The sequence below is a fragment of the Paenibacillus sp. KACC 21273 genome, from assembly GCF_028736095.1.
GTDB classification, from domain to species: Bacteria; Bacillota; Bacilli; order Paenibacillales; family Paenibacillaceae; genus Saccharibacillus; species Saccharibacillus kyungheensis.
The window spans coordinates 3,048,399-3,069,936 of record NZ_CP117876.1; the positions used below are offsets into that span (position 1 = coordinate 3,048,399).

At 38.3% G+C, this 21,538-nt stretch carries 20 protein-coding genes; 7 read left to right on the forward strand and 13 right to left on the reverse strand.

Annotated features, from left to right (window positions below):
• Positions 1–161 precede the first annotated feature (161 nt).
• Positions 162–1,034: an AraC family transcriptional regulator gene (locus PQ460_RS13265; protein WP_273616072.1), complete on the forward strand. Its 873-nt coding sequence runs from the start codon at positions 162–164 to the stop codon at positions 1,032–1,034.
• Positions 1,035–1,183: 149 nt separating this feature from the next.
• On the opposite strand, the gene PQ460_RS13270 is transcribed toward PQ460_RS13265, so the two are convergent.
• From PQ460_RS13270 to PQ460_RS13290, 5 genes are all read right to left on the reverse strand, one after another.
• Complete coding sequence (locus PQ460_RS13270; RefSeq protein ID WP_273616071.1) at positions 1,184–1,462, reverse strand: HPr family phosphocarrier protein; 279 nt, start codon at positions 1,460–1,462, stop codon at positions 1,184–1,186.
• A gap of 202 nt (positions 1,463–1,664) precedes the next feature.
• Positions 1,665–2,279: a hypothetical protein gene (locus tag PQ460_RS13275; protein WP_274170092.1), complete on the reverse strand. Its 615-nt coding sequence runs from the start codon at positions 2,277–2,279 to the stop codon at positions 1,665–1,667.
• A gap of 26 nt (positions 2,280–2,305) precedes the next feature.
• The gene (gene thiD / locus PQ460_RS13280; protein ID WP_273616069.1) at positions 2,306–3,115 is read right to left on the reverse strand and encodes a bifunctional hydroxymethylpyrimidine kinase/phosphomethylpyrimidine kinase; all 810 of its coding nucleotides are present in this window, start codon (positions 3,113–3,115) and stop codon (positions 2,306–2,308) included.
• Between the two features lie 120 nt (positions 3,116–3,235).
• On the reverse strand, positions 3,236–4,060 hold the full coding sequence (locus tag PQ460_RS13285; protein WP_274170093.1) for a uroporphyrinogen-III synthase: 825 nt from the start codon (positions 4,058–4,060) through the stop codon (positions 3,236–3,238).
• 135 nt (positions 4,061–4,195) lie between these two features.
• Positions 4,196–5,500, reverse strand: coding sequence for an MDR family MFS transporter (locus PQ460_RS13290; RefSeq protein WP_274170094.1), 1,305 nt, complete (start codon positions 5,498–5,500; stop codon positions 4,196–4,198).
• 124 nt (positions 5,501–5,624) lie between these two features.
• Between PQ460_RS13290 and PQ460_RS13295 the strand changes: the two genes are divergently transcribed.
• On the forward strand, positions 5,625–7,403 hold the full coding sequence (locus PQ460_RS13295) for an ABC transporter substrate-binding protein (protein WP_274170095.1): 1,779 nt from the start codon (positions 5,625–5,627) through the stop codon (positions 7,401–7,403).
• Positions 7,404–7,469: 66 nt separating this feature from the next.
• On the opposite strand, the gene PQ460_RS13300 is transcribed toward PQ460_RS13295, so the two are convergent.
• From PQ460_RS13300 to PQ460_RS13315, 4 genes are all read right to left on the reverse strand, one after another.
• Positions 7,470–8,087 carry a flavin reductase family protein gene (locus PQ460_RS13300; RefSeq protein ID WP_273616065.1) on the reverse strand — a complete coding sequence of 206 codons (618 nt, stop codon included), beginning with the start codon at positions 8,085–8,087 and terminating at the stop codon, positions 7,470–7,472.
• Between the two features lie 150 nt (positions 8,088–8,237).
• Positions 8,238–9,689: a DHA2 family efflux MFS transporter permease subunit gene (locus PQ460_RS13305; RefSeq protein ID WP_273616294.1), complete on the reverse strand. Its 1,452-nt coding sequence runs from the start codon at positions 9,687–9,689 to the stop codon at positions 8,238–8,240.
• 47 nt (positions 9,690–9,736) lie between these two features.
• A complete protein-coding gene (locus PQ460_RS13310) occupies positions 9,737–10,324 on the reverse strand; it encodes a TetR/AcrR family transcriptional regulator (protein WP_273616064.1) in 588 nt (195 codons plus the stop codon).
• 120 nt (positions 10,325–10,444) lie between these two features.
• Complete coding sequence (locus tag PQ460_RS13315) at positions 10,445–10,945, reverse strand: mismatch-specific DNA-glycosylase (protein WP_274170096.1); 501 nt, start codon at positions 10,943–10,945, stop codon at positions 10,445–10,447.
• Positions 10,946–11,131: 186 nt separating this feature from the next.
• Here PQ460_RS13315 and PQ460_RS13320 point away from each other — a divergent pair, with 186 nt between their 5' ends.
• A complete protein-coding gene (locus PQ460_RS13320) occupies positions 11,132–11,593 on the forward strand; it encodes a hypothetical protein (RefSeq protein ID WP_273616062.1) in 462 nt (153 codons plus the stop codon).
• Between the two features lie 143 nt (positions 11,594–11,736).
• Positions 11,737–12,162 carry a DUF4190 domain-containing protein gene (locus tag PQ460_RS13325; protein ID WP_274170097.1) on the forward strand — a complete coding sequence of 142 codons (426 nt, stop codon included), beginning with the start codon at positions 11,737–11,739 and terminating at the stop codon, positions 12,160–12,162.
• A 106-nt stretch (positions 12,163–12,268) separates the two neighbouring features.
• On the opposite strand, the gene PQ460_RS13330 is transcribed toward PQ460_RS13325, so the two are convergent.
• The gene (locus PQ460_RS13330) at positions 12,269–13,135 is read right to left on the reverse strand and encodes a VOC family protein (RefSeq protein WP_274170098.1); all 867 of its coding nucleotides are present in this window, start codon (positions 13,133–13,135) and stop codon (positions 12,269–12,271) included.
• Positions 13,136–13,360: 225 nt separating this feature from the next.
• Entirely contained in the window at positions 13,361–14,284 is a 924-nt protein-coding gene (locus PQ460_RS13335; protein ID WP_274170099.1) for a cellulose binding domain-containing protein, read from the reverse strand.
• Positions 14,285–14,671: 387 nt separating this feature from the next.
• On the opposite strand from PQ460_RS13335, the gene PQ460_RS13340 reads away from it, so the two are divergent.
• Both PQ460_RS13340 and mprF read left to right on the forward strand, forming a co-directional pair.
• Positions 14,672–16,318 carry a multicopper oxidase family protein gene (locus PQ460_RS13340; protein WP_274170100.1) on the forward strand — a complete coding sequence of 549 codons (1,647 nt, stop codon included), beginning with the start codon at positions 14,672–14,674 and terminating at the stop codon, positions 16,316–16,318.
• 362 nt (positions 16,319–16,680) lie between these two features.
• Positions 16,681–19,326, forward strand: a complete 2,646-nt coding sequence (mprF, locus tag PQ460_RS13345) for a bifunctional lysylphosphatidylglycerol flippase/synthetase MprF (RefSeq protein ID WP_274170101.1) — start codon at positions 16,681–16,683, stop codon at positions 19,324–19,326.
• A gap of 84 nt (positions 19,327–19,410) precedes the next feature.
• Here the strand turns inward: mprF and PQ460_RS13350 are convergent, their stop codons facing one another.
• Positions 19,411–19,962 carry a hypothetical protein gene (locus PQ460_RS13350; protein ID WP_274170102.1) on the reverse strand — a complete coding sequence of 184 codons (552 nt, stop codon included), beginning with the start codon at positions 19,960–19,962 and terminating at the stop codon, positions 19,411–19,413.
• 255 nt (positions 19,963–20,217) lie between these two features.
• Positions 20,218–20,796, reverse strand: a complete 579-nt coding sequence (locus PQ460_RS13355) for a hypothetical protein (protein WP_274170103.1) — start codon at positions 20,794–20,796, stop codon at positions 20,218–20,220.
• 375 nt (positions 20,797–21,171) lie between these two features.
• Here PQ460_RS13355 and PQ460_RS13360 point away from each other — a divergent pair, with 375 nt between their 5' ends.
• Positions 21,172–21,516 carry a DUF3243 domain-containing protein gene (locus tag PQ460_RS13360; RefSeq protein ID WP_204824274.1) on the forward strand — a complete coding sequence of 115 codons (345 nt, stop codon included), beginning with the start codon at positions 21,172–21,174 and terminating at the stop codon, positions 21,514–21,516.
• Positions 21,517–21,538 lie beyond the last annotated feature (22 nt).

The following is a 21,538-nucleotide window of genomic DNA, read 5'->3' on the forward strand; positions in this document are numbered from 1 at the left end:
ATTATTGTTGTCAAAACCCATCATTTTAGTGGGAATACCATGATTTAGATCATAGCAATTTGATTGTAAACGAACAATGTCATTTTGTCTTGTATTATTTTGTCATTATGTAGTATATAATAAAGAAGTTAGATTACATTTGGAAAGGATGAAAGTTCAATATGCTTCGTTCTATTGAAACAAATCGTGAAGTGGTTGAACGGTTTCTTATTTCTCCTTCCTTATTCTCACAATCCGGAGGATTAAGAATTGCTCAAGCGGGTCGTTATTTTCTCAAAGCCCATAGTAGACGTTTATTTACAGGCATTGATAATTGCTTTTGGATCGCTAATCGACATGGCGGAGTGATTATTCATAAAGGTCAAAGTTATATTCTTGGCTCTTACAACGTATGGTGTATTTCTCCTAATGAGCCTTTTGAATATATTAATAATATGGATGAAGATCTGGAAACGTATTATATTTGTTTTACCGGTCCTCAAGCCAGATTACTTATAGAGCAAAGTGGTATGCATCAAGGATATAGTGAAGTTAGTGCAGAATTATTTGATCAATTACAAGAAAAGTTCGAACAGATTTTAGCTACTAATGAAGATTCCAATGAATTTAGCAGTGAATTGCGACGATTGGAATTGTTATATAGCATTTTTGCAGAATTATCTTCTGACCATCCTTCTCATGTGAATCATTATGTATCCGATGTATTATCATCGACAACTTCATGGATGGAAGAAGCGATCGCTTATATTCATAGTCATTATGATCGTGGGATTACAGTCGCAGATGTCGCCAGTCATGTCGGTGTACATCGTACTCATTTTAGTAAACAATTTCATCAGGTGCATCAGACTCCCCCTGCTGAATATATTCGTAGTCTCAAAATGAGCAAAGCACGTCAATTACTTACCGAAACCAATTATTCATTAGCAGAAATTGCTTACTCGGTCGGTTATCCTGATCTGTTCTCATTCTCCAAAGCTTTCAAAAAACATACTGGAATTACCCCTAAAAAGTACAGAACAGAGCGCTTTTAAGCAAAATGGTAACTGAATGACTTATTTAGGTATTACCCGTTATCTACAACAAAAAAACCTTCAGTCTTTGATAGACTAAAGGTTTTTTGTGTATACATTTTTTATAATTTATAGCTTAAAATTCATTTTTTGAAAGTGATATATAAATATTAAACAGATGGTGCGAACATGACTTGTTCAAATAAGTTTTGTACACTTTCCAAAGCTTCCAATTCGTCTTTACCACGAGTAGTTAATTCGATTTCTGTTCCAGCAGGAATAATCATCAACATCATACCCAAAAGACTTTTCACATCAACTTCTCTACGGTTGTCAGGGTTACCAAAAGAAATACGAATATCAGAAGCAAAGCGTGAAGCTTCGTTAGCGATTGCTGTTAAGTGACCTCTGTCTAAGTTTTGTTCTGTTTTGAAAGTATTGATTCTCATTATAAAAGTTCCTCTCGTGCACTGATCGATGCAGTGCTTTGGTTTATTTTTTTGAATAATCATGTAATTTACATCATTTGCATACATAAAGCTTATCCGTACATCTTTTTGCAAAAATAGCCCCTCAAAATACCCCTACCGCATATATCGGCAGAGGCTTGAGTATTTAGTACAGCATGTTCAACATTTGATGACTGCGATATTATTGCAATGTTAAATCTTTATACCAGGTTAATTCGTCTCCCGCTTGATTGCGGAATGTTAAAGTAAACTTGCCTTCTTCACCAGCAATACGTCCATCATAAATAAAGCCGAAATTGCGATGATCGCTACTTGCATAAAATCCATTATTGCCTTCTTGACCGTTCTTCACAGCTTCATCAAATGTAGCTGATTCACTGTAACCTGGCCCAGTCCAGTCTAAATTGCTTACCAAGTATCCTTCAGGAAATTGATTTAAACGTACAAAAAATTGTCCCGGTCCTTGTTGCACAATTGTAATATCGACTTGACCTTCATTCGCAGGTGTTAGCTCTGGCTTAGCAGCAGGAACACTTTCACTTCCACTATCTGTTGTGCCTGTAGCACCTTCTGTACTGGACGATGTTCCGTCTGTACTGGTTGCTGAATCTGTACCTGTTGCAGGCTGGTCTGTACTTCCTTCTGTAGAAGGAGTTGCAGATTCGGTTGGTGATTGTTCTGTGGTTCCATTATCCGTGGATGACGGTTGCTGTGTACTATTGCCAGAACAAGCGCTGATGATTAAAAAAAGTAAAACGAGCGCTCCACCGAGTAACGATTTGGATAAGCGATTCATTGAGCAATCCTCCGCTCCAGATGCTGTTATTTCAATTGCAGACGGTGTGCCACATGCAGGGTTGGACCTACAAATTCGTTCAGACGGAATCCGTTAGCAATTGCTTGAGTAATGAAGTTTTTCGCGTCAGCATAAGCATCTTTGACCGACAATCCTTTAGCAAGTCCAGCTGTTACGGCTGCGGAAGTGGTACAACCTGCACCATGTGTAAATTCCGTTGCAATCGCATCAACTTCGAACCAGTCAAATGTTTTGCCATCATACAATAAATCCAATGCTTTGCCTTCTTTGATCTTGCCGCGTGTTTTGATCAATACGTGCTTCGCTCCACGCTCATAAATAATAGCAGCTGCTTGCTTCATTTGATCTTCTGTAGTGATAGGACCTGTTTTAGCCAATTGAGAAGCTTCAAACAAGTTCGGAGTCACTAGATCTGCACCAGGAATCAAGAATTCTAACATCGCTTCTGTATTTTCCGGTTGAAGAACTTCATCTGTGCCTTTGCATACCATTACAGGATCAATAACTACGCGATCCATAGGATAACGATTCAGATGATGCGCCACCAGTTCAATAATGTCTACTGAACCTAACATACCTGTTTTCAAAGCATCAAATCCGATGCCATCTAACACGGTACGCAATTGCGCTTCCACCACGTTCAGATCAATAGGGAATACTTGATGATCCCATGTTTTAGGCTCCATAGCAACAATCGTTGTAAGAACGGTCATTCCATATACGCCCAATTCCTGAAAAGTTTTTAAATCGGCTTGAATACCAGCTCCACCGCTTGTATCTGATCCGGCTATAGTTAACGTTTTAGGTATAGTCATCTTTGTATTTCTCCTTCACTACATAATAGTTTATTTTAGCATAAGCTTACATGAGAATGAACCTTTTTCAATGAAATAAAATGAAAAATTTCATTTTAGTACACAAAGTATTCATGAATACTACTTTTGTTCCTCATAATATTTCGCCATTTCTACAATCATTGCACCCATTCGTTCATTTTCGGGAGCCACGATGCGTGTGATGCCTGCTTGAGTGAGCGCTTCTGATGTTACTTTGCCTACAGATACAGCCAGTACTTGTTGATTCAGAGCAGATCGCAATTCATCCTCATATCCGTTCTTGGAAGCATCATTGAATAAATAACGAACTTGAACAGCCGTAGTGAAGCAGATTGCATCAACTTGGCTCTGCTGGATATCTTGACGCAATTGCTGTAATGTCTCTGCTTCTGGCTCAATATTGAGATAAGGCAACAACGTATGTACAGATAAAGCACCTTTCGCTTCCAAAAACTGAACCAAATCTGGAGCAGGCTCTCCATGCAATTGTATCCATATTTGTTCTTTGGTAAAAGTAACTGATTCTAACTGTTCTTCCAGACCTTTCATCGTACCATCTGAGTCTCGAATATCAGGTGCTAGTTCTTGGGTTTTGAGAAAGTTATATGTTTTGTAACCACGGATTGCGATTTTGGCTTGTTGAACAGTTTGAACAAATGCGTCTTTGATTCCCAGACGATCTGCGGCATCGAACAACGCTTTGGCACCTATCCCTGTTGTGAAAATAACCCATTCTGGTTGATTTTCGATAAATAGACGTAATTCTTGCTCCATTTCTTGCTCTTTAAATGTAGTTACCCCTTGTAACGATCGAACAATAGCGGTTCCGCCTTGTTTTTGGATCAATGACGACATTTCGTCTAATTTTCTAGAACCTGCGATCACAATCGTTTTGCCACTCAACGGCTTGGCTACTTTATTCATAGTAATCCCCCCTCAAACATTCTGTTTCTACTATTAAACACTTGGCTATATCAGTGCGACCAATAAAATTAAAGTTAATTTTCATTTTAGCAAAATAGCTTACTAGATATAATAATCATTTCAACTTTCTATATCTTACAATGTTACTTGGTTTTTGGTAACCCCTTGTGTTGAAGATGCTTTTGTAGAAGCTTGTACCCGACTGATCACATAAGAAATACACAGGAATCCGATTAATCCAACGATAGCGATTATGATCGACATTCCGTATGCAGGAACCCATACACCCAAAGTGATCCCTAGAGCGGCTATTGCTCTTGCGCCTTGTGTCCCTATTCCATTCACAGCCATATAAGAACTACGTGATTGATCATTGATAATTTGGGCTAGTAGAGACTGACGAATAGGCACATGGATTAATTCACCTACAGTAGCTAACAACATCGCTCCAACAAGTATCAATAATGTATTGCTAAATGCCATCACTGCAAAACCGGTAATATAGATCAGAACCGCTATATTCATCCAAGAAATTTGACGTTTGGAACGACGGATCACGCCAGCAAGAAATAAAGAAAGAAGTACAATCCCGATTGTATTTTCGATCTGGATCATGCTTAGAATTTTGATACCGTTTAGTTCTAAATGCCAATTGCCCCAGATCAACATCGATTGTGGAATAAATTCTTTTTGCAGACGAACTCCTATATATTGAGTCAGATGAAATTCAGTAGATAACAATAGCATATTTCCCAAAACAAATATAATAAAAAGTCGATCTTTCCACACTTGATGATAATTGCGAATAATCAATTTTCCGCTAGTGAGGATATTCCACCGCTTGGTCTGTTGTGCACTGGCTTGCGGTACATACGTTTCTGTAATCAAAAAGACTGTAATTAACCAGATCAGCAACCCTGTGACCGTTAATAGTCCAAACAACTCCATCCGATGTGAACTGAACAGCGCTCCACCAATAAATGCTCCAAATGTAATCGCAAGATTGATCGACCAATAATTGACGCTATACATTAATGTACGCGTTTGTGGTGTACTTACATCAATTAACATAGCATCTGAAGCCGGTATAATTAGACCATTACAGAGACTATGTACAATCATCATCGCAAATGTAATCCATGCAGATTGTAAGTATGGCGAGTTAGCTAGCATCATACCGAGAAAAGCTAGACATTGAATACCTTCTCCCCATACCATTAACGTTTTACGTCCCCACCGATCTGCTAAATACCCACCATACAATCCTGCAATAAGCTGAACTATTAAGCTAGAAAATAATAAAATACCTGCAATGCCTGCACCAAGATATCCAGCAAAATAAATCGCCATAAATGGAAAAATCATTGTTCCTGTTAACCGGGTTATAAATGTAGTCAAAATACGCAATTGAATAGTTCGATGTAGTTGCAAAAATTCCATTTCTAATTCCCCCTCTTCCAGTTCTTTTATTATCAACTGGAGAAAGAGGAAGAAAAAGAGTAAGATTAAATCAATCGTTTCCCCTTTTATAAATCGTAACTCAGCAACACTTAGGAGACTAAATATGAAACATCAAGAGCATTACATAACCATTCTATTGTCATTAGATGATCCAGCTATACATAGTACACATACGCTAACGATTGAACATTTAGCCTCTCTTCTGCACTGTACAACCCGCAATGTCAAATGGATTATACGTAAACTGCAAGAAGAAGGATATATTCACTGGCAAAGCGGTCGTGGTCGCGGACATCATTCTATGCTAACAATACTCCACTCACTTGAACATGTATTAAGTCTCTATTTTGAGCAACTGCTTACTCAAGGTAAATTGCAAGAAGCTGCGCAATGGTTACAACATCCACAGTTACCCCATACCTATGTTCAACGACTTCAATATCGGCTTGAACAGCAGTTTGGACTTCATATCGAACATCACGGTTCTCAGACACTCGACGTGTTACGGATTAACCAGAGTCGTATTTTAGAGTCATTAGACCCAGCATTTGTATTTACAGCTTTTGAATCTCATTTGATCGGTCAAATGTGTAACTTATTAATAGCATATCAAGTAGAATCGCAGACGTTTGTGCCTCAATTGGCTCATTATTGGGAAAGCGACGATACCGATCAATGTTGGACATTTTATTTACGTAAAGGTGTTCGATTTCATCATGGTCGAACTTTAACGGCGCAGGATGTGAAATATACATGGGAGCGTCTACGTGATCTCGATTCACCGGCTTTTTGGCAATTTACGCATGTTGAATCTGTAGTCATTCATAACGATTATACGATCAGCTTTGTTCTACAACGGTCTGATCCCTTTTTCTTGAACTATATTAGTTCATTGTGTATGTCGATTCTTCCGCATGATCATGATATGGCGGATAAAGGTCGACAATTGGTCGGAACAGGAGCTTTTCGCTTAACGACGGCTAGTGAAGATCATATTATATTAGATGCTTTTGATGGTTATTTTGAAGGAAGATCGTTATTGGATCGGGTTGATATTTATTTTGTAACAGCTGATTATCAAGCAGACCGACGTTATCAGCTATTTCGTCAAAATAAAGCTACCGATTATACCGATCCAGCTCAAGTGAATTACAAAGTGATTGGATGTAACTTTATTATGTTCAATTTTTGCAAAGAAGGGATTCAGCACGATTTCACTTTTAGGCAAGTGATTCATATGTTGTTGGATCGTCCGCTATTGACAGAGCAATGTTCTGATTATTGGCTCAAACCTGCTTACAGCTTATTTCCGTGGAAAAGTAAACAAACACAGGCTCCTACATATTCATTAGAACAAGTACGTGAATATCTGCAACAAACAGACTATCAAGGGCAACCTTTGAACCTGAATTATCTGAATCGAGCAGAGAACCATGCAGTCTGTCTATGGCTACAGGATCGTGCGCGTTCGATAGGTCTGATCATTAATCTATGCCCGCGCGATTCATTTGCTTCTCAAGCAGTGATGCAAGAAGCTGATTTATTTATGGGGCAAGAAATGTTAGAAGAAAATATCGTCTGGGGATTGCTTAACTTTTTTAGTAACCGCTCGACTTATATACGCCAATTATTAAATCCTGTTCAGTTAAAAGAGTTAGATCAATTACTGGTTCCTTTTGTAGCGGCACCGTTACCTGATTATAGTAAGCATGTTGAAAAGATTGAGCAGTTTTTACACACTTCGTTTTTATTTATACCTGTCTATCATTCCAATCAAAAGTTATTATTTGATCCTTCTTTTCAAGGGTTATATCCTGATGCATTTGGTTGGATCGATCTGTCCAAATTATGGATTAAGCCTACACTATCGCAAAAAGACTGAACCTTATTATCAAGGCTCAGTCTTTTTGGTTTTAACTATTCTATTCAATAGCACTTTATTATGGATTTAACTCGGGCGTTCTATCGTAAATTGTTGTGCAAGTCCTGCGTAATTATTGCCTGCAAGACGAGCGACAGGTTTCAACACATCTGCCCAGATATAGAAATGTTCTGCATCGACTACTTTTTCATCAAAATGGTAACAAATAATACGTACAAGCAGTAAATCTTGTACAACTTCACCGCTATCATTACTAATCGGTACATGTTGTTCTAACACACATTCAAAACGAATCAACGCTTCTTCAAGACCAGGAACTTTTATTTTGTCACTAGGAATTGTATGAAGAGTTGTTAATTCAAGTTCGCTTTGATCGCCTGGTAGTGAAGCAGCTGTATGGTTCATCTGCTCGGTTAAGTCTTCATGCACAATATGAACTACTAACTCTTTATTTTCGATGACATTACGTGCAGTATCTTTCATTTCTCCATTTTTGCGTGCCACCGAAATAGAAAGCATCGGTGGATCAGAAGCTACGATATTAAAATAACTAAATGGAGCTAGATTAAGCACCCCTGTATTAGATTGACTGGTAACAAAAGCGATCGGTCTGGGAATTACAGAACCGGTGATTAATTTATAATTATCTATATTAGTAATAGATGTGGGATCGATCGTAATCATAATCATTCTCCTTTTTTTCTTCTATAGAATACGTATCCTTTTATACTTTAAACTAAATTACGATTTTCTTACCAAATCTATTGGAATACGGATAGCAAAAAGCCAACCTAACTCCTCAGAATAGGAATTAAGTTGGCTTACTCCAATTAATTACATACCGTGTTTAACATTAACACGTTTGATAAACAGCGCACATACCAGACCGATCGCTGCAATCACCACAGCAAAGATAAAGGCATGTTGCACCCCTACTGTAAATGCTGCTAATACATTTGACGGATCTTTCGGATTAGCGACACCACTCAAGAAGTTAGCACGACCAGCACTCAGAATACTTACAGCGAGCGCTGTACCGATAGCTCCAGCAACTTGTTGTAGTGTATTCATAATCGCTGTACCATCTGGATAGTATTCACGTGGCAACTGATTCAGACCGTTGGTCTGTGCTGGCATCATAATCATCGATATACCCACCATTAATGAAGCGTGTAACCCAATAATCAGACCCACTGGAGTTGTAGAATGAATTCTAGTGAATAAGAATAATACAATCGTAGCAATAGATAAACCAATAATCACTAACCATTTCGGACCGAATTTATCAAATAAACGACCCATGACTGGTGATAAGAAACCATTCAATAGACTACCTGGCAACAATACAAGACCTGCACCCAATGCAGTCAACGCCATACCTTGTTGCAAGTACAATGGCAAGATCAACATAGACGATAAGATCATCATCATACAGATAAATACAAGAATCAGACCGATTGTAAACATCGGGAATTTGAATGCACGCAAGTTGATCATCGGTTGCTTCATTTTCATCTGGCGGAAGCCAAATAATAATAGAGATACTGCACCCAATAATAAAGTTCCGATTACAACAGGGCTTCCCCAACCGCCAGAACCTTCACCTGCACTACTGAATCCGAATACGATACCACCGAATCCAAGTGTAGATAATACAATCGAGAGAATATCGATTTTGGGCTTGGTGATCGTCGATACATTTTCTAAGAACATCACTCCAAAGATCAAAGCGATCACAAGAAACGGCAACGAAATCCAGAAAATCCAGTGCCATGTTAGATTAGCTAAAATCAGACCTGAAATTGCAGGCCCAATCGCTGGTGCAAACATAATAACTAGACCGATCAAGCCCATCGCTGCTCCACGCTTCTCAATCGGGAAAATAATAAGAATCGTATTAAATAGCAATGGTAATAACAATCCAGTACCTACTGCTTGCAACACACGAGCAATTAACAAGATTTCAAAGTTAGGTGACAATGCAGCTACAATCGTACCAACAATCGAAAATGTTAAAGAAGTAATAAACAATTGTCTTGTACTGAACCATTGTAGTAATAATCCAGATACAGGAACCAGAATACCTAACACCAATAAATATCCTGTTGTTAACCATTGAATTGTTGCTTCATCTACACTAAGTAATCCCATCAAAGAACTGATCGCTACATTCAATGCAGTTTCACTGAATAAGCCGATAAATCCACTTAATAACAATGAAATCATAATTGGTAATACTTTGTACTGTCTTCCTTCTGGCTGACCTTTGATAGCATCTGCGTTCATACTTACGTCCACGTTCCCATCCTCCTAAAACTGTCTCTATCTATTGTTTATTTTGTTAATACAGCTGTCTTCATGATAGCCGATAAGTAATCGGCGGCGATCAACATCGGTTGTTTACTTTGATTGGTTAGGGAAATAATCAAAGCACCTTCCATCATTGATATCATGAGCAATGCAGCTTCTTTGGCACGAACTTCTAAAGCACCTTCTTGTTGCAAACGTTCTGCAATCACTTCTTGCCAATCGATAAAAACATCCTGACAAGCGGATCGTAGTTTGTTACTTATACATGACGTTTCTACTGCTGCCCAAAAACTAAAAGGCAGAAAGCCAGTAAACCCGGATTTTTCAGTATCATCTGCCATATCGCGAATAAAAGCTTGAATTGCATCGCCTGTTGTTTGATGTTGTTCAAAAACAGATTTGAACTTTTCCAATACATGATGATTGGTTTTCTCAATACATACATAGGCTAATTCTTCTTTGCCATTCGGAAAATAATGATACAAAGAACCTTTAGGCGTATCACTTTCTTTGATAATCTGACTTAATCCTGTAGCATGATACCCTTGTGAAAAGAAAAGTCTCGCAGCTGTCTCTACAATCAGATCGCGTGAGTTAGACTTTTCAGCCATATGTTCACATCCTTCAAATTCATTATAACGATCGGTCTACATAATTAAAACGGTTTTCGGCAATATTGTCAAACTTTTATTTTATTCGTTTATTTGATTACGCTTTCCTTCGATTTCCCCTTATTGTTCTATAGAAAGATGTCGATAAATATCAATAATATCGTCTACAGGCATTCGCACAAGACTGCTAGAAGACGGAGCTACAAATTCTCGTATTCCTTCTACAATAGGCTCTTTTTGAAATCCCCATGATGCTTTAGCTTTTTGACTGTATTGAAGATACACTCCTTTACCGACAAAACAAGCGATTTGGGGTTGATAGGTTTTTAGCTTTTCTCGTAATTGTTGACGACCTGTTGCATATTCTTCAGGCAAAATATCTTCTGCTCCACGGGTAGGACGGGAAACGATATTTGTAAATCCATAACCTATTTCTAATAAATCATGATCTTCGTCCGGTCTATACAATCGATCCGTAAGACCAGATTCATAAAGAATTTTCCAAAACCGGTTACGTGGATTGGCATAATGGTGCCCTACTTCTCCTGAACGTAGACTTGGATTAAAGCCGATAAATAAGATCGCTAAGCCTTTTTTCAAATGATCTTGAACTTCTGACATATATAGTCCTCATTTCCTATAACATTTTTTCCTTTTTTTCGACAAAATATATACAAAATATGAGTCTATTGACCGATATATATTTTAACAGCTTCATAATTACTCATTTATCACCTTAAAAGTTGACCTGACCCTTACAATTCAAACGGTTTTCTAAAAATATATAAAAGCAAAGGAATGATTAGCATGATTAAATTAAACGAACAAGAAATTTATGCTGTCCTTCATAAACAATTAAGCAAAAATTTCCCTATACAAACATTTGACCTTCGTTACCATATTGAAGCAGACCAACGCTTAATTGATGAGAAAGGATCCGTTCACCTGACCAACAAACATTACTGGGTTAAAGTAATGGAGTGCACATACCCTACGCACTCTCGTCCTATTCTAATGAGCGAAATTATTTACTTTTTGAGACAAGAATATATGGACAGTACGATTCGTGTATATTTGCAACAAGATTCTCTTGGTATTGTCACTGCTTCAGCAGAGATTTCTTTTCAAGATGCAGTTACATTAGAGCCTGAACAATTGAAAAGCTTGATCGATATCGCTTTGATTAGCAAAGACAAAACATGGTTTGACGAATTAACAGCAATGTACTTGAACTTAACGCGTCCATTGCCAAGTCATACTTCGATCTAACAATCAAATAAGTAGTCTATGATTGGTTTACCCCACAGGAGCCTTTTCCCGCCAGAAAAGACTCCTGTTTTTTATATCCAGATTAAATGGTATGATAAGAATTAAAAACGGGTAAATGATACATATCTAAAGGAGGTACATTTATGGACCCAAATCAGCCTTACCATCTGCCCGGCAATCAGAATCCTCCCCCATTTGCTCCTTACCCACCACAATATCCGATGACTAATAACGGAAAAGCAATTGCAGCACTTGTTTTAGGTATTTCTTCTTTAGCTGCTTTGTTGATGTTACCTGGTATCGGAATTGTTATTGGTATATTAGGCATTATTTTCGGGATTCTTGCACTTAAAGAATTAAAAACACGTAGACAAGCAGGTCAAGGAATGGCAATAGCTGGATTAATCTGCGGTGCTTTAGGCACACTCATTCATTTGATTATGATCGCTTTTATCGTATTTGCTTTTATTGCGGCATTTGCGTATGGAACAAATGAAGGATCGTATAGTGAAGATTCATATTATGAAGATGGTGTGGAAACAGATATCAACACCGATTCTTTTTACTAATATGTAACATGAAGCCAAAAGCATGAAAAAACCGGTGCAGATACGCATCGGTTTTTTTGTTGATCCATTCTTTCTTTTGATCGTAGCGTTACATATAAGACAATATTTAAGAAGCATCACTATAAAATCGGACTTGAATATTTGAAGGATCTGTCAACCATAATTGCCCTTCTGTTTCTTCTACAGGGATACCGGCTGCTCTAGCACGATCAGCAACTTCTTGAATAGAAGCCTGATCTGGCATTTTTAATGTGTAATAACTGATACCTGCGGCATTTGCCGGAGCGATAGGAGCACCAACACCTGCCCATACATTGAGTCCTAAGTGATGATGATAACCGCCCGCAGAGATAAACAACACACTGCGATCATCAGTAAGCATAATTTCAAATCCTAATATATCGACGTAAAATTGACGAGCCGCTGCTAAAGTAGGCACATGGAAATGAACATGTCCGATTATTGTACCTGCGGGTAACCCTGTCCATTCTTTGCCTTCAGCCAGCGCTAATAACCCATCTACATCAACAGGATCCGTTCCCATAATATATTGCCCGCGTTCGTCTTTTTGCCATGTTGAACGAGGACGATCTGCATAGATTTCGATACCGTTATTATCAGGATCATTCAAATACAATGCTTCACTAACAAGATGATCACCTTGCCCGATTTGTTGGTTACGCATCGCTAAATTACGAAGCACCAATCCTAAGCTAGTCCGATCAGGTACAAGAATAGCAAAATGATATAAGCCAGCCGCAGATTGGCGTGGTAAAATCTGGGCATTTTCGATTTCTTCTAATTGAAGTAAAACAGTATGTCCATCCGCAGTTAAGTCTGCTGTAGTATCATCTTGACGTAATATTTTAAGTCCAATAACCTCGGTGTAATAAGTTAATGAACGTTCTAATTGGCTAATACGAAGTTTGACCAGCCCGATTTGAAGTGCTGGATTAATGATAGGAGTATTCATAGGAAAGTCCCTTTCTTTTCATTAGTTATTTTATATAAGTATATTACCATTTAGAAAGTAACTATGCAAGTATAAGTTAATATAAACAGCGTATATGTAAGTGTTAATTGTAGATCGTTAATTTGGAGTGATAATAAAAAAAGTGATCTTCGAAAAGATCACTTTGGGTCGTACTTATATCCTTACATACTGATTATTTATTAACTGCACATTATTGTTTAACGATTAGTTATTTAAATCAGGTTCTGTTCCCCATACAAGGTCGCCTTGATAGTAAACAGCTACTTTATTCCACTCTGTTAATTCAGAAGTATCTTTGTAGGAATAATCATTTGCTTGAGAAGATCCGCTTTGATTTTTCTGGATTGTAAATGTCATTGGACCTGTTTCTCCACCTGCTCTAATGATTCCTGCTTCTGCATTAAATAGCAATTCGATATAGCTATCTGCTTGTGCATATGTTTTCTCCAGACTAACAAAGTTAGGCTCGATATTTCGAGAACCGAAGCTTACGTTACTCGCAGAGAAATTTTTGGCAGTCAAATCTTTACCACCATTGAAATAGTAACGTACACGAATATCACTCAAGTTCACAGGTGTACCGCTAGTGTTCATAATATTAAATGTAGGTTGGATGCTGTTGCTACCTGCTGTTGTACCTGATTTGTATTGCAATACGATCGAATCTTTTACATTGCCGGACATTGCCATCGGTGTAGCTATAACAGGCATCGACAATTGGCTCATTTGTCCATCACCGTATACTGCATTCACCACATAACCATAAATTTGACCATTTGTTACAGAAGTATCTGTATAGACTGCATCGGTTACACCTGTTGTCAAAACAGTCGTTTCGTTAGCTTTAAAACTGTCATACGTATTGTTTACTACATTATAACGTCTTACGTTGTAACTTTTGGCATTATCGACAGGAGCCCAAGTTAAAACGACTTGTTCAGAACCTGCACGAGCATTCACTTGAGATGGTGCGGCTGGAGCAGAAGGAGTATCCCAGTTAATATCGTTTTTCACTACATTGCTTTCGATTGCAGCATTAACGCTAGGCACCACAAGAAAACTTCCTGCCGTTGTTCCCAGAATAGTAGCAGCAAGTATAAGTGAAGCTTTTTTAGATTTGTTTCCCATGAATCGTATACCTCCGTATTGTTGTTTTTAGATATAATTGCTCGGTAAAATGTTTTGCGTCTCATCATGCTGTTAAGTATTCGGCTCTATTCTTCTATGTTGATATTGTAATGATTTTCTGTCCCCCCTTTCTTCTTTATCATTCTGTACATTGTTAGAATATAGCGGTTACACAACCTCTAACAACAGAGCCTCGTGAATGATTATTAAACAGTAAGTATTGCGTTTAAACACATGATTCAACAAAAAGTAACATTTTTGTCATTGTACATAATTAGCGTTATCATTTCAATCGTCAAGAAAATGACAATTCCTATTGAGACTATAGAAGTTAAAAAAAGGCATAATAGAGTAGAACAATCTTACATTGGTAGAGGAGAATATACAGTGAAATCATTATTAACGTCTCTATTTATACTCAATATACGCACTTCTATTAGCTTCACTTCCTTGCTGATTGGCTTAGCGATAATAACCGGCTGTAGCGCATCACCATCAACAACAACTTCCCCTTCATCAGATCCACCAAGTACATCTGTACATACCGAACATTCTATGTCGATGGATCATATAGGCACAACAGCTACTGCGCCAGAAGGTAGCGTCACGAAGCGTCCTGCTCAGATAACAACACCACCGCAGACGATCACAAGCGAAATGATCAATTTAACTGCCCAAACGTCTTATTTAGAAATTGAAAAAGGTAAATATTTGCCTGTATGGACATTCAATCGTTCTGTACCCGGCCCACAGATCGAAGTGACGGAAGGCGATATAGTCACGATCCATTTAAAAAATAAACTTAACGTACCTCTTTCGCTACATGTTCATGGTGTGGTCTTACCAAATGATATGGACGGCGTGCCCGGAATGACTCAAGATGCGATTCAACCGGGAGAAAGCTTCACTTATACGTTCAAAGCGAATCATGCAGGTACGTACTGGTATCATTCTCATCAAGATAGCTTAAATCAGATTGGTAAAGGATTATACGGCTCTTTTATTGTGAAGAAAAAGCAGGATTCTGTCTCTGCTGATCATACACTGGTACTGGACGAATGGTCAGATCCCAATACAACTGCTCCTGAAAGTGAAAGTAATACACTAGCTATCAATAGCAATCTAGGTGCTTACAATATCTATACGGTTAATGGACGAAGCGGAAAGTCTATTGAACCGATCGTGGTTCATCAAGGGGATCATGTACGTTTGCGATTGATTCATGCAGGTAATATGACTCAGACATTATATATTCATTCTCCTGCTTATCGTGTCACAGCAACTGATGGACAAGATATCAATCAACCTCAGGTATTGAAAAATGGATTACTGGTTATCGCTCCTGGCGAACGGTATGATATCGAATTTACAGCAGATCAGGTGGGTTTATCGTGGATAGGTATGGTTGGAGAGTCGACATTTGCACAATCTATTCGTATTCCTATTCTAATCGAGAAGGCTAACACTCAACCTACTGCAACTGAAATAGAGCAACAGATTACAGCACAGCAAGCACAGATGGCATCTATTCCAGATGGTAACCAAGCAGCACTTGATCTTACAACCTATGGTCAACCAACTACAAGTGAGTTTACATTATCTTCTGCATTTGATCGTGAATATACGTTAGATTTGGATATGGGTGTGATTGATGGTAAAATGTCATATACGATTAATAAAGAAGCCTATCCTCAAGTTGGCCAGCTCAAAGTCAAAACAGGCGAAGCTGTCAAAATAACGTTAATTAATGAATCTAAAAATGAAGATCACCCTATGCATCTTCATGGTCATTCATTTGAATTATTATCCAAAAATGGTCAAGCATTAACAGGCTCACCGATCTGGAAAGATACTATCAATGTGCGCCCCGGTGACACTTATGTCATTGCTTTTCGCGCAAATAACCCGGGGATGTGGATGGTGCATTGTCATGAACTTCATCACGCATCTATGGGCATGATGACTGATGTCATCTATGAAGATTACAAATCGCAATATCAACCAGATCCAGAAGCAGGCAATATTTCAGAGTAAGAAGTTTTTGCTATTTTTGATATTCGTTACATTAGTGTAAATAAAACCATAAGATAATTGTTTATTATAGTTATATTCTCCCCTTGTAGTAGATAGTGAGAAAATGTTCATTCCTAAATGAACCCTACACTTCAACTAGAAGGGATTTTTTATTACGCTTCAAATACAATATACAGGCAATGTATAGAATCCTATCAAATTGTGTTTTACACATACCGATGTAGTATGATAGATAAGAATGTTACACCATCCAGATATACATCCATTTACCAAGAATATCATATGTGCAAATTAGGATAAGCTAATATGCTGTACTTACAAATCATAAGTTTAATCTGTCTAAAGGTGGAGTCGACGACACAATGAGAGAATCGCTTCGAAAGCTTAAAATCTTACAATTATTCACAGCTTTATATCGCGCTAAAATTATAAGGATACTGATTCCTGTAGCTATTCTAGCCATTATTTTTGTATATGGAAGACATGAGATTCAGAATATCAATTTAGCTAAAATTATTCATGAGTTACGTATGATGCCTGTTCATATCGTTATTCAACTAATCATTGCTTCTTTTATCGCTGTATCGGCAATGAGTACTTACGATTATTTAATACGAAAGCAGTTCAAGCTTGATGTGAATTGGAAAACAACTTATCGGTATGCTTGGATCGCAAATACATTCAACAATATGATTGGGTTTGCTGGTCTCACCGGTGTAGGCTTACGTACATTGCTGTATAAGAAAAGCGGCGTACCTATGAAAACGATGGGTGCTGCGGTACTTTTCTTATCTCCTATTGTATTAGTAGGATTGTCTTTGCTCGGCTGTTTGACATTGATCGGTGTGTTTCCAGTTGAACCTATTTTTCAGGAGCATCCATGGCTTCGATTAGGAGTATGGGGAGTCTCATTATATCTACCGTTCTTTTTATTAATGCAACGTTCTTCATTATTTGCGAAATGGTTCCATAAAGGAGACGGCAAGTTACCCTGGAAAGTTATTGCCGCTTCGATTGGCTCTTCTTTACTTGAATGGGCTTGTGCGGGTACATTGTTCTGGCTATTCGCTTTTTATGATCTGAATCATTTACCGTTTGCTCCGGTATTCGGTGTGTATGTTGTAGCTGCGATTGCAGGGATTATTAGTATGGCTCCTGGTGGTATTGGGGCATTTGATCTGATTGCTTTGCTTGGATTACACACATTAGGTGTTGATCCATCGCGTGCACTAACGATTTTGTTATTATTTCGTATTTTCTATTTTGTTGTTCCGTGGTTGATCGGTTTGGTATTGGCTGCTTTTGAAATGAGTCCAAGCACTAAGCAAATGCGTGACATGCTATCGAACAGTCTGGATGCTTCGCGTAACACATGGGTTAAATTTTGGGGATGGCCTTCTCAATTTGGCTTACTAAGTGATCTAGGTGCATGGGCACTCGGCAAATTGGTTTTTGCCAGCGGCGTTATTTTGCTGTTATCGGCGGCAACTCCCGGCTTGATCGATCGTTTACGTTTTATGGAGCATCTATTGTCTTTACCGATTATGCGCTTCTCTGAACAATTGTCTGTTATTATCGGGATTATGCTAATTATTGTATCACGGGGTATTTCGCTTCGTATTCGGCGTGCATATTTGCTGACAGGCGCTTTGCTGTTAACAGGGGCTATTTTCACCTTTGCCAAAGGGTTCGATTACGAAGAAGCGATTATTCTGCTGATCGTAGCATTGGTACTATGGGTGTCACGTGCTCGCTTTAATCGTGAAAGTACTAGCATTTCTATACGTAGTATTTGGATCTGGGCGTTACTTGCTTTTATTTCAGCATTATCGTATTACATGATTGGTACACATATTCATCCTGCTATTTTGCGACATTTGCCATTACGTGCACAGCACTGGTTTTTAGACCCGCACGAATATGCGGTTACAGCGGTGATTGGATTTATCGGGGCTTTGATTTTGATAGCCTCTATCTTCACTCTTCGTCCGCATCGTTATACAGGTGTTCGTCCAGATGAAGCACAGATCGAAAAGTTCACAGATTTTATTGATAAAGAAGACGGTAATCTGCTGACTCACCTTCTGTATCTAGGTGATAAAAACTTTTACTGGGCGCAAAATGATCAAATCTTAATTCCTTATTCTCGTGTACGTGATAAATTAATTGTACTCGGTGATCCAATTGGAAATAAAAATTTGGTCGGGGCAGCTATTCAAGAGTTCCAAAGTTATGCTGACCATTATGCTTTAACTGTAGTCTTTTATCAGGCAGCACCTGAATATCTATCCATCTATCATGAAAATGGTTATAACTTCTTCAAGCTTGGCGAAGAAGCGCTTGTGCCATTAGATACCTTTACACTAAGTGGTAAAAGTAACCAAAACTTGCGAACAGCTAAAAATAAATCTGATCGAGAAGGACAGACGTTTGAAGTACTGTCTCCGCCTTATCAAGCTGATCTATTAGCAGAGCTACGTCAGATTTCTAATGAGTGGTTAGGCGATCGTAAAGAAAAAGCTTATTCGTTAGGTTGGTTCAATGAACCGTATATCCAGCGTTCTCCACTGGCTCTACTTCGTAATGCAGAAGGTCAGATTTTAGCGTTTGCAACACTCGCTCCGGCTTATGACCAGAATCAAGTGATTTCCATCGATCTTATGCGTCACTTAAATGACACGCCAAATGGTACGATGGATGTATTGTTTGTCCGCTTGATCGAATGGGCAAAAGAACAAGGATATTCTTATTTCAATCTAGGCATGTCTCCACTGTCCAGTGTAGGCGAAAATCAAAATGCACATCGTGAAGAAAAATTAGCACGTCTGGTGTTCCAATATGGAGGGCACTGGTATGGATTTGAAGGATTACGCCGCTACAAAGAAAAGTTCTCTCCTGAATGGCAAGCTAGATATCTAGCATACCCTGCAGGGATGGCACTTCCTATTCTTACTCTTGATCTGGTACGTCTGGTCTCACGTCGTCCTGAACAAGCAGAATCAGTGTAATACATGTAGAGACACAAAAAAGCTCCGAACTCACTATACAGTGGATTCGGAGCTTTTTTATACAATCTTATAAATAACGATTGATTATTTTACAGCTTCTAGCTTGGTGATAGTCATCGATTTGATTTTATCATCACCAGGGATCGCTTTTTCAGTATACTGGAAGCTTACTTTTGATTCTTCTTTCAAGTTTCCTGCTACTGTTTGAGCTGCATCACTTAATTGGAATACCATTGGTTGACCATCTACCATGATTTCAGCAGAATGTTCGTCTGCTAATCCTGTAAATGTACCTGTTGCACTTTTCGTTTCAGCGGCAGAAGAATCTGTTGTCGTGTCAGTAGCTTCGTTGTTATCGTCTGCTTCTACACTCTCTTCTGTTGTTCCAGCTGTATTATCATCTGTAGATTGGTTGTCCTCTACACTTTCAGATGAAGAATCATCTGTCGTTCCTGTAGCAGGTGGTGTCACCTCTGTAGTTGGGTTGGTTTCTGTAGTACCGGTGCTACCATTTTCAACAGGAGCTGTTGCTGGTTGCTCCTTATTGCCACATGCCGCCAACATTAGAATGCCGACTAACAAGATTAATGCAAATGGAGTCCGTTTCAGTAGTAATTGAATATTTCGTTGCATCATAAATGCACCTCCTCAAGTAATGTAACGCATAACTGTGGCAAAAGTTGCAGACGATCACCTATTCAGCATCCAAGCGTATATAAAGATCATACCAGATTGACACGACTCCGCAAAATTTTTGTCATTTTGCAGAGATAGCTTTTGGATTCTGAACAGCTATTACTTTACCAATCTATACAAAAGGGACTACGATACTGGTCTATTATTGCGCCAGTACAGCAGTCCCTTGAAGTATTTATCTTGATGCACAGTATATTAAGGAATATACTGCTGTACGATTTGACTTACTTGTCCATCTTTTATTGTAATGTGGTATGGGAATACCGTAGGATCAAGTAGATCAGGTTTTTGGAAAATCGCATTTAGCTTTTGAATACTAACAGGCTCATTCCAATTGGTATCAATATCTTTCCATTGACCTGTATGATCATAAATTTGCATCAATACTTTTGGATTAGCTGCTACTGCATAATTATATGTTTGTGTATCATCATTAGTAATGTAGTAACCATCAGGTGCTCCATCAATGCCACTATTCGGATTTTCTTTATTAAATTCAACATTCGCTGCTTCTCCGAGGTACCAGTTGATAGGATCAACAGTTAGCTCATAGCTGCCATTGTTGGAATTACGGTCAATTTTGTTGATAAACACAGTATAAGTTCCGTCTGCCGGTACATTAGCAGCAGGTGTATACGTATCTGCATACACGCTTTGTGTAACTGTAGCAGCATCGGCTGTGACCGTTCCTGAAGTCTGAGTCAAGCTTCCAGAAGTCAAGAGGATCAATGAAGCAGCCCCTGCACCAAAAATACCCATCATCGTTTTAAACATCGCTTCATCTCTCCTTAAAATGGTCGGTCAGCTCAATAGACCGCCAACAATAATGTGTTGGTAACTGATTAACCTTGTGTAGCCTTTATTACCCGTATTACGTACTTACAGAACCATGTAACTTTTTTCCAATTGGTGATTCGTGTATGATTTTTGTCTTGTTCAGGTGTGAGTAAGTGGCTTACTTCTATATTCAGTATACTGCAAATATTTTATGCAAAAGTTGCAATAAAGTTAAAAGTGAATAACAAAATTAATACCTTGTCCTAATACCTGCTCTAAGCATTTGGAAGAAGTTTATTGTGAAAAGATTAGAATTGTATGATGCGGTTATATATAACGTAGTACACCACAAACAACGAGGAGGAATTCATAATGTCAGAAGAATCACATATCGTTAAAAAAGACGGAGAAATCGCAACAGGACAGGTGGAAACTACACTAAATCGTTTGAGTGATGATCAAAAAGAAGATATTTTAAGCAATTTTGAATCGTTTAAGTCTTATTTGGGCAAACGTATTCAACTTGGGGAATCTATCGGATTAGGTGAAGAAAAATTAGCTAAAATTGCACAAAAAGTTGCTGATTATCTAGCTACTCACGAAGAACCACGTAACCGCGAAGAGAAATTGTTATATGAATTGTGGAAAGTCGGCGATGAAGACCAACGTCACAAACTGGCTCACTTGTTAGTACGTATGGTTCAAGCAGACAAATAAAACAATTTGTCATTTATGTCTC

Bases quoted from the DNA above. Each gene is read 5' to 3' on its own strand.
- PQ460_RS13265 (WP_273616072.1), top strand. From the start codon at position 162: ATGCTTCGTTCTATTGAAACAAATCGTGAAGTGGTTGAACGGTTTCTT.
- PQ460_RS13270 (WP_273616071.1), bottom strand. From the start codon at position 1,462: ATGAGAATCAATACTTTCAAAACAGAACAAAACTTAGACAGAGGTCAC.
- PQ460_RS13275 (WP_274170092.1), bottom strand. From the start codon at position 2,279: ATGAATCGCTTATCCAAATCGTTACTCGGTGGAGCGCTCGTTTTACTT.
- thiD (WP_273616069.1), bottom strand. From the start codon at position 3,115: ATGACTATACCTAAAACGTTAACTATAGCCGGATCAGATACAAGCGGT.
- PQ460_RS13285 (WP_274170093.1), bottom strand. From the start codon at position 4,060: ATGAATAAAGTAGCCAAGCCGTTGAGTGGCAAAACGATTGTGATCGCA.
- PQ460_RS13290 (WP_274170094.1), bottom strand. From the start codon at position 5,500: ATGGAATTTTTGCAACTACATCGAACTATTCAATTGCGTATTTTGACT.
- PQ460_RS13295 (WP_274170095.1), top strand. From the start codon at position 5,625: ATGAAACATCAAGAGCATTACATAACCATTCTATTGTCATTAGATGAT.
- PQ460_RS13300 (WP_273616065.1), bottom strand. From the start codon at position 8,087: ATGATTACGATCGATCCCACATCTATTACTAATATAGATAATTATAAA.
- PQ460_RS13305 (WP_273616294.1), bottom strand. From the start codon at position 9,689: ATGAACGCAGATGCTATCAAAGGTCAGCCAGAAGGAAGACAGTACAAA.
- PQ460_RS13310 (WP_273616064.1), bottom strand. From the start codon at position 10,324: ATGGCTGAAAAGTCTAACTCACGCGATCTGATTGTAGAGACAGCTGCG.
- PQ460_RS13315 (WP_274170096.1), bottom strand. From the start codon at position 10,945: ATGTCAGAAGTTCAAGATCATTTGAAAAAAGGCTTAGCGATCTTATTT.
- PQ460_RS13320 (WP_273616062.1), top strand. From the start codon at position 11,132: ATGATTAAATTAAACGAACAAGAAATTTATGCTGTCCTTCATAAACAA.
- PQ460_RS13325 (WP_274170097.1), top strand. From the start codon at position 11,737: ATGGACCCAAATCAGCCTTACCATCTGCCCGGCAATCAGAATCCTCCC.
- PQ460_RS13330 (WP_274170098.1), bottom strand. From the start codon at position 13,135: ATGAATACTCCTATCATTAATCCAGCACTTCAAATCGGGCTGGTCAAA.
- PQ460_RS13335 (WP_274170099.1), bottom strand. From the start codon at position 14,284: ATGGGAAACAAATCTAAAAAAGCTTCACTTATACTTGCTGCTACTATT.
- mprF (WP_274170101.1), top strand. From the start codon at position 16,681: ATGAGAGAATCGCTTCGAAAGCTTAAAATCTTACAATTATTCACAGCT.
- PQ460_RS13350 (WP_274170102.1), bottom strand. From the start codon at position 19,962: ATGATGCAACGAAATATTCAATTACTACTGAAACGGACTCCATTTGCA.
- PQ460_RS13355 (WP_274170103.1), bottom strand. From the start codon at position 20,796: ATGTTTAAAACGATGATGGGTATTTTTGGTGCAGGGGCTGCTTCATTG.
- PQ460_RS13360 (WP_204824274.1), top strand. From the start codon at position 21,172: ATGTCAGAAGAATCACATATCGTTAAAAAAGACGGAGAAATCGCAACA.